The sequence below is a fragment of the Flammeovirga aprica JL-4 genome (genome assembly GCF_012844305.1).
GTDB lineage: Bacteria > Bacteroidota > Bacteroidia > Cytophagales > Flammeovirgaceae > Flammeovirga > Flammeovirga aprica.
Window position 1 is genome coordinate 34145 of record NZ_JABANE010000077.1, and the last position, 7559, is coordinate 41703.

The following is a 7559-nucleotide window of genomic DNA, read 5'->3' on the forward strand; positions in this document are numbered from 1 at the left end:
ACCGCCCCTATTTGGTGATGTTTTCTATAAAATCTGTAAGGTTTTCGTGCCTGTCTAAATTCAGCTTTTTTCTTAAACGATAACGAGAAGTTTCTACTCCTCTCAGTGAAATATTTAAAGCTGTTGCCATTTCTTTCGAAGACATATTCATACGGATATAAGCACAAATTTTTAATTCCTGTGTGTTAAGATTAGGGTGTTGTTGTTTTAATACTTTGAAGAAATCACTGTGTAATAAATTAAAATGCTCTTCAAAACGGGACCATTCTTTTTCATCATTAAGGTCCTTTCCTATTTTCTTTATGATAATCTCCAATGAGTCATAAGTACGCACCTTTGAGAAATTCCCTTTATTGATTCTCTCTAGAATTTTATGCAGGTCTTCTTTTAAATTACTGAGTAATTCATTGCGTTGCGTGAGATGCACTGTACTTAGCGCAAGCTCTTTATTTTTATGTTCAAGATCCTGCTGTAATTGCTTTTCCTTTAAAACCTGAATTTCAATATCCTTATTATGAAGTTGCATCTGCTTCTCTCCTAAAAGACCTTTTACTTTATTCAAGAAAGACCAACGGGAAGCAAGGAAAAGTACAAAGATTAAACATCCAATCAGTAAAACATAGACGATGTAGGCATAAACGCTTCTGTTCCATGGAGGAAGTACAGTAAACTGAATTGCTGTCATAGCGCTTTCCTCACCATATATATTTTTACCTTTGACCATGAGTGTGTAATTTCCTTCTTTAAGGTTTGTATATTTTACATGATTACTTTTTGTCCACTCATTAGGCTGCTTATCAAAACCTTGCAAGTAAGTTTCGTACTCATTAAAGTGCATTCCATCGTAATAAGAAGCTACAAACTCCACGTTGATTGTATTTCTGTCATAAGGTATTTCTATGACTTCCCCTTTTTTTCTTGGGTTGTATTCATTCTGAGATTCCAAACCATCTGAGCTATTAAAAGAAATTATGGAAAGTGGTACTTTTTCAATAAATGACCTCTGATATCTAGGGTTGAAATCTATAAATCCTTCCTTGGCTGTAATGAGCACATGGTCTTTATCAATTGGTATAATCTGCTCTAAATCATCACTTACCAAGTGGTTGATTCTACCAAAAATGTTTTCTTCAATGATAGGTGAGTTACTCAAAATATTTTTGATCATACCTACTTTTCCATTTTTAATATAATAGATATTACCGGCAAAATCACTTGACATAGCAGACACTCTCTCATCTGTACCTAATAACTTGGTAAATAGACTATGCAGTTTAAACTTATCATTTTCTTCATCATAAATAAAAACGCCTCTTTCTCCACAAAAAACGAGCTCTCCGTTTATTTTAAAGAGATTGATCAAGACATCACTATAAAACCCTTCAGACTGACCGTAGTGCTTTAATTCTGTTACCTTATTCGTTTCGAAATCAATTTTCAATTTATAGGCACCCTTAAAACCATGACTGATCCATAGTGTATTCGTTTTTTTATCAAGAGACATTAGTCTTGATGATTCATGAAAATCTTTTAATTTCTCCTTCTTCCATCCTCCCGCTTCTTTCGTCAATACGAATAAGCCATTATAAGCTCCCTGCAGATAACGGTTATCTTCTATTTGTATTAGATTCCATGCGCCAATCTGATCATTGATTAAGGTACTTTTCCCGTTTTTGATAGCATACAACCCTAAATGCTGTCCGTAAAAAACATCATCATTAATTTTATCTACAAAATAAGACTGTCCTCTTCCCCCTTGAATAGAATGATAGCAAACCCCTTCTTCCGTTAAACGGCTTTCATATAACCCGTTGGAAGTTCCTAAGTAGATTTTTCCATTATCCTTATAAGCTGTGTAGCCTCCACCTTCAATTCCTGCATATTTATTGAGCATTCTGAAAGGCGATTCCAATTCAATATAAGATAACCCATTACGGTGAGCTACCCATAAATTATCTTGCTTGTCTATAAAAAGATCATAGACAATAATATCTGTGAGGCCTTTATCGGTGACAATATGATCCAGTTTTTCTCCTGTTTCAGTAATAATATAAATCCCTGCGTTTTGGGTGCCTATTGCAATTCTTTTTTCGGGTAAAACTAAAGCTGTATTGATCATGGCATTTTTTAATACAGGCCATAATTCTTGAGCAATTGGCGAGATGACATTATTGATTTCTTTATAGATTTCCCCTTCCAATGTAAAAATAAGACGCTTGCTTGAAGAGTATTCTAATACCTTTCTGATATTTTTTCCTTTGAGCAAAGATGCATTTGTCAGTTTGATTCTTTGCTGAGACAAAGGCACAAATTTTTCTATTCCAAACTCTGCACTTGAGGAGTAAATATAATCGTCGATGAAAAAGGAATAACGAGTGGCTTCTTTAGTTTGAATAGCGGTGACTCTTGTATGATCATAATAGAAAATAAAATCGTGAGAGATAAAGTAAATTTCATCGTTTTTCCCTCCATAAATATTCCATACTTCATCAAACTCAATATCCTGAGGCAGATCTTCTGAAAGTGATTTATAGTGAAGTTTGTTTAGTGAATCGGCCTCAAAATAACCAAACTCTTTCTGACCGCCTACATACACCCTTTTATCTATTGCTTTCACACAAAGAAGGTTACTATTGGCTTGATTGAGCTTATGTGTATTCCAATTTTTACCATCAAATTCTAATAAACCAAAGTTATTGGCAAAGTACATATAGCCTTTGCTCCCTTGGGAAATAGACCAATTTTGTGAACCTGCATTATAAATGGAAGATGGAATTTTGGTGATAATAGGTACACCATTAATAGGGTTTACTGACTTAGAAAATACTGAAGCCGTAAAGAGGAGTAAACAAGTTGTTAATAAGTAATATTTCATCGTACGCTAAGTAAGTTGATCAAACGGACGTCCCTTAAAAAATTGTGAAGGGTTTCGATTAACTTCAATTGCTAATTATTAGAACAGAACATAGTACATAATTAATTTTAATTAAGATATAGAGAAAAAACTCTCCATACAAATAATATGCATGGAGAGTTATGATTATTTTAATATGTAATTCATATTACAACTATTCTATAATTACTTTTTTCATCAACTCATTGTTGATTTTCAGGATATAAAGACCGCTTGTCATTTGTGAAACATCAATAGAATATCCTTTCTGCTCTTTCATCAGTACTCCTTGAGAAGAGTACAGTTGCATAGTAGGTACTTCCTTCATTCCTTTAATGCGTAAAGTATGATGAACAGGGTTAGGATAAAGAACAACCTCTATATTTTCCAGCTCTTCTTTTAATGAAACTTCCCTTGCATTGCTTGCATCATCAAACAATTCACTTGAAATCGACGGACTTCCTAGCAACCAGAAATCAGAGTTTGTTTCTTCTAACCATAAGGCTTTAATAGCAGGGTTCGCTTCAATTCTTGTGTCACCCCAATACCCTTCAGCGTATGGACTTGCCCATTTTGCTTGAGTATTCCAGTTGGCATTGATATAAGTGACAGAGCGAATAACATCATCATTAGCATGAATGTAATCTAAGAATGGAGTAAACCATCTGTCCCATGCTTCCTGAGCATCATAATTACCAAACCATGTACCTGGAGCGAACTGCTCTTCTGCTGCACTCAAACCTTCTGTGAAAAGTGTTTTGGCACCTTCGTAAGTATAACCTGTCGCTGCTCTTGATATCATGCTTGGCGTAGGATCGTATTCTGAAATTTCTAAATCATATCCTTGAGGAGTTGCCTCTGCAATCATCACTGGCTTATTGTGTTCTCTCGCAAAAGCAAGCATTTCATCTGCTAAATCATCTTGATTTGGAAGATTAGGCACATCATCAAACCCGAAGTAGTTCGATGCTTCAGTTGGTGAAATAAACCATGAAATACCACACCAATCCACATACTCATCACCTGGATACCAACCTGAAATGTCTTCTCTAGCGGCTGCTAAGTTTCCATCGTAACCGAAGTAACCGTCCAATACATCATCAACAGGTGAAGTAGATGATTGCCAAACATACGCCACATTATTTACTCCTCTTGCATTCATACCATCTACAATATGACGCCATGCCGCTTTGTATTCTTCTTGCTTATGATACCCTGCCGGATAGTTACCACCTGCAGTTTCTTGAGAATTCCAACGACCATCAAATTCGTAACCTATTCTTAAATAGATTTTCTTATCAGGGAAAGTATTACAGAATAAAGCTAATTTATCGATGTGCTGTTCGTATTGTCCGTTGGCAATACCTTGCAATCCATTCAGATTCCAGTTTTCTGTAATTGACATTGCCATAATCAAAGCAGATTGATCCCAGCCTAATGCTGTACTTGATGCATTCAATGGTCCTGATCCCCAGTCTGTATCTACATCCGTAAAATTACCATCATTGTCCATACCTGTCGCACCATAGTTGATACCGTAGTTATCTTGCGTCAACATAAAGAAAGATACATAAGCAACGGCCGCTGCAGGCTCAGGCATATTACCTTCTCTGTAACCCGACATTGCTGCTAAATCCTGACCAATTGCCAGCATTGTCTTTCCATTTTTAGGTGTGAATTTTCCTTCAATTTTATCCCCTTGAACAGGTACTGCTTGTGTAGTAGCAGAAGTCTCTGTACCCAAATCTCCAGAGCCTTCTGCATTAATCGCGTACACATTCACATAATAATTCGTTTCAGCCTCGAGGTTATTGATCGTTGTCTGAGTAGAAGTTGTAGTTACTGAATCTGTATAGTTGCCTGAAGCCACACTATATTTCACTACATAGCTTTCCGCATCACTAGCCGATGACCAGCTTACATTGATAGACGACGATGAATTACTACTTGCTGCTATATTTTGAGGAATCCCTGGTAATACTCCTTCTACTGGAGGTGGAGTCGTAGTTCCGCAATCTCCTGTTGTTAAAATCTGATATAAGTTCGCATCACCATTCTGGAACTGACCTGATGTAATCCAGCTGTTCCATTGCTGTGCTATGTAAGGATTTTGCTGTACTCTTGTATCACCCCAATATCCATTTCCTGCATCGGGCCACATCCATTGTTCTTGTGATTGCCAATCTGCATTGATATAAGAAATAGCTCTAATCACATCCTCGTTCCCTTCAATAAATGGCTTTAATTGATCTTCAAAATACTGATTCCACATTGCCTCACCGGTCATTGGTGTTTTTAGACCAGGGTTGTCATAAGTTGTGAATGTATTTTCATCAAAATCATAATACTGAGCAGAAACTTCAGCCATCATCACTGGCTTTTGCTTGTTTCTCGCCATATCCAATAAGAATTGTAAGTTTGGACCATTGAAACCTTCATCATAGAAGAAGAAAGACAAACCGATATAATCCACATACTCATCACCTGGATACCATGCATCAATAGGGTTTGAATTATATGTAAAACCATAAGCTGCTGACTGCCATACATACGCTACATTTTCAACGCCTTGTGCATTCAATCGGTCTACTAAATAACGGTAAGCATTGATGTATTTTGTAGGATCATAGAAGTTCCATGTCCCATCAAATTCATAACCTATTCTTAAGAAGAATGGCGTTGTAGGGTTAGCTTTCGCAAAGTTGGCAAATTTATCAATAGATGCATCATATACACCATTGACCACATCAGTCAAACCGTTTGGATGATCTTCTCCTTTTCCATCATTGTCTTCAACCATATATAATCCAATCGCTACCGCTGCTGAAGGGTATTTATCGATACCACATTGAATACACATATCACCACTTCCATAATTATTGATGTTTTCCAAACCAGCAAAATCATAAATGTTTGTATAGTTTGTGAAACCTCCAATTGCTGGGAACTGTCCTGTGTTTACATACTCATCGATAGAGTTATTGTCTTGTCCTAAGAACATTAATATTTTTCCATTCTTAGGTGTAAACTTACCAGAAACTTTACCTTGTTCATCAGCCGTACCACCGTTACAGCTTGATCTGATTTTCTGTACAGGATTAGACTGTTTCGTTGCTGTAGCATTCGATGCTGTTAGCGTGTAAACATAAGTGATGTCTTCTGTAGGATTGTTTTCTGAGTAAGAAAGTCCTGTTACTACAATATTATCATTAGAAAGTGTAGTGTTTCCATCTTTTGTTGTGATGTTTAATGAATAAGCTGTCGCATTAGTTACGCTGTTCCATTCAACTACCCAACCATTACCTTCATCTCTAGATGAAAGTGAAACATTGCCAAGTTCATCCACAGGAATATCATCTTTTTCCGTCGTGGCTTGAAGCGCATTTGATCTAGACGATTTTAAACTACCACTGTAAGCCAACACTTCAAAAGTGTAAGTAGTATTGCTTGACAAGTTTTGATTGTTGTAAGAAGTAACATTAGCACCTACTGTAGCTACTAAACTGTTATTTCTGTAAATTTCAAAACCTTCTTCATCAGAACTGTTATCGTTCCACTGAAGACCTACTGAAGTTGTTGTTACTGAAGTCGACACCAAATTAGAAGGTGCTGCAGGAGCTGTGCTTTGCTCCTCTTCCGTTGTTACTTGAAGTGTGTTTGATTTTGACGATTTTAAACTACCATTGTAAGCTAATACTTCAAAAGAATAGGTCGTACTGCTTGATAAGTTTTGACTCGTATAAGAAGTAACATTAGCACCTACTGTAGCTACTAGACTGTTATTTCTATAAATTTCAAAACCTTCTTCATCAGAACTGTTATCATTCCATTGAATACTTACTGAAGTTGTTGTTACTGAAGCAGACACCAAATTTGAAGGTGCTGCAGGAGGATTATCTGGCTCATTTGTTTCATTACATCCTCCCGATTGAGCTTGTGATGCACTTTCCCAGCATCTTCCACATGCTTCATAAGGATGTGACGGTGGACAATTTTGAGCATACGCACCCAAGACTACTAGTGTAGTAAAAAAAAGTAACGTTAGTCTTTTCATTTCAATTTTGATTATTTCATTTCATTTAATACAAACTAGAAATCCGGTGAAATGGACTTCTAAATTTCATAGCTAGAATGAGCATTGAAACTCATTTAAAATAAGGCGATAGTTGTTCTAACCTTATGACTCAAACTTAACAGATGCGTAATGAAGAAAATAATATTTTAGTACTACTAGAGTTACAGCAATCAATTCTTCATTTTGAGCAGTTTTGACGTACACCTTTTGTTTTTGGGGCAAATACATGGGTTTTATGTACTACATCGATGCTTCATAAACACTATTAAGACATCGTTTTAAATGAAATTGCTATTATTTCAATGAAGTAGGATTGAAGTAGTTTTCAAGTTGTATACAACATTTTCAATATGAAACTGATTGTAAACCACTTAACGACTGATAAAACGACTTTATTTATTTTAGAATACTACCAAAAGCATTTGTAAAACAGATAATTTAAAGCTTACCTAACAATGCGATCAGTACTTTAAGTACTGTAACAAAAGAAATGGCTCAAAAATTTCGTGCACCATGACTGAACCTTAGGTTTGTATATCAATCATTACTTGTAATATTCCAAGAAGGAGGTTTACTTAGTAAGAGGGTTTA

Annotated in this window: 2 protein-coding genes; both read right to left on the bottom strand. The window is 35.9% G+C overall.

Translation table 11 applies throughout. The annotated features are described in order from the left end of the window. Window positions 1-7: 7 nt before the first annotated feature. Window positions 8-2875 (bottom strand): triple tyrosine motif-containing protein, encoded by a 2868-nt coding sequence (locus tag HHU12_RS23130; RefSeq protein ID WP_169659116.1) that lies wholly within the window; start codon window positions 2873-2875, stop codon window positions 8-10. Window positions 2876-3068: 193 nt separating this feature from the next. After that, a complete protein-coding gene (locus tag HHU12_RS23135) occupies window positions 3069-6947 on the bottom strand; it encodes a fibronectin type III domain-containing protein (RefSeq protein WP_169659117.1) in 3879 nt (1292 codons plus the stop codon). Window positions 6948-7559: the final 612 nt, after the last annotated feature.

Excerpts from the sequence above, each read along its gene's own strand:
- HHU12_RS23135 (WP_169659117.1), bottom strand. The coding sequence starts at position 6,947 with ATGAAAAGACTAACGTTACTTTTTTTTACTACACTAGTAGTCTTGGGT.
- HHU12_RS23130 (WP_169659116.1), bottom strand. The coding sequence starts at position 2,875 with ATGAAATATTACTTATTAACAACTTGTTTACTCCTCTTTACGGCTTCA.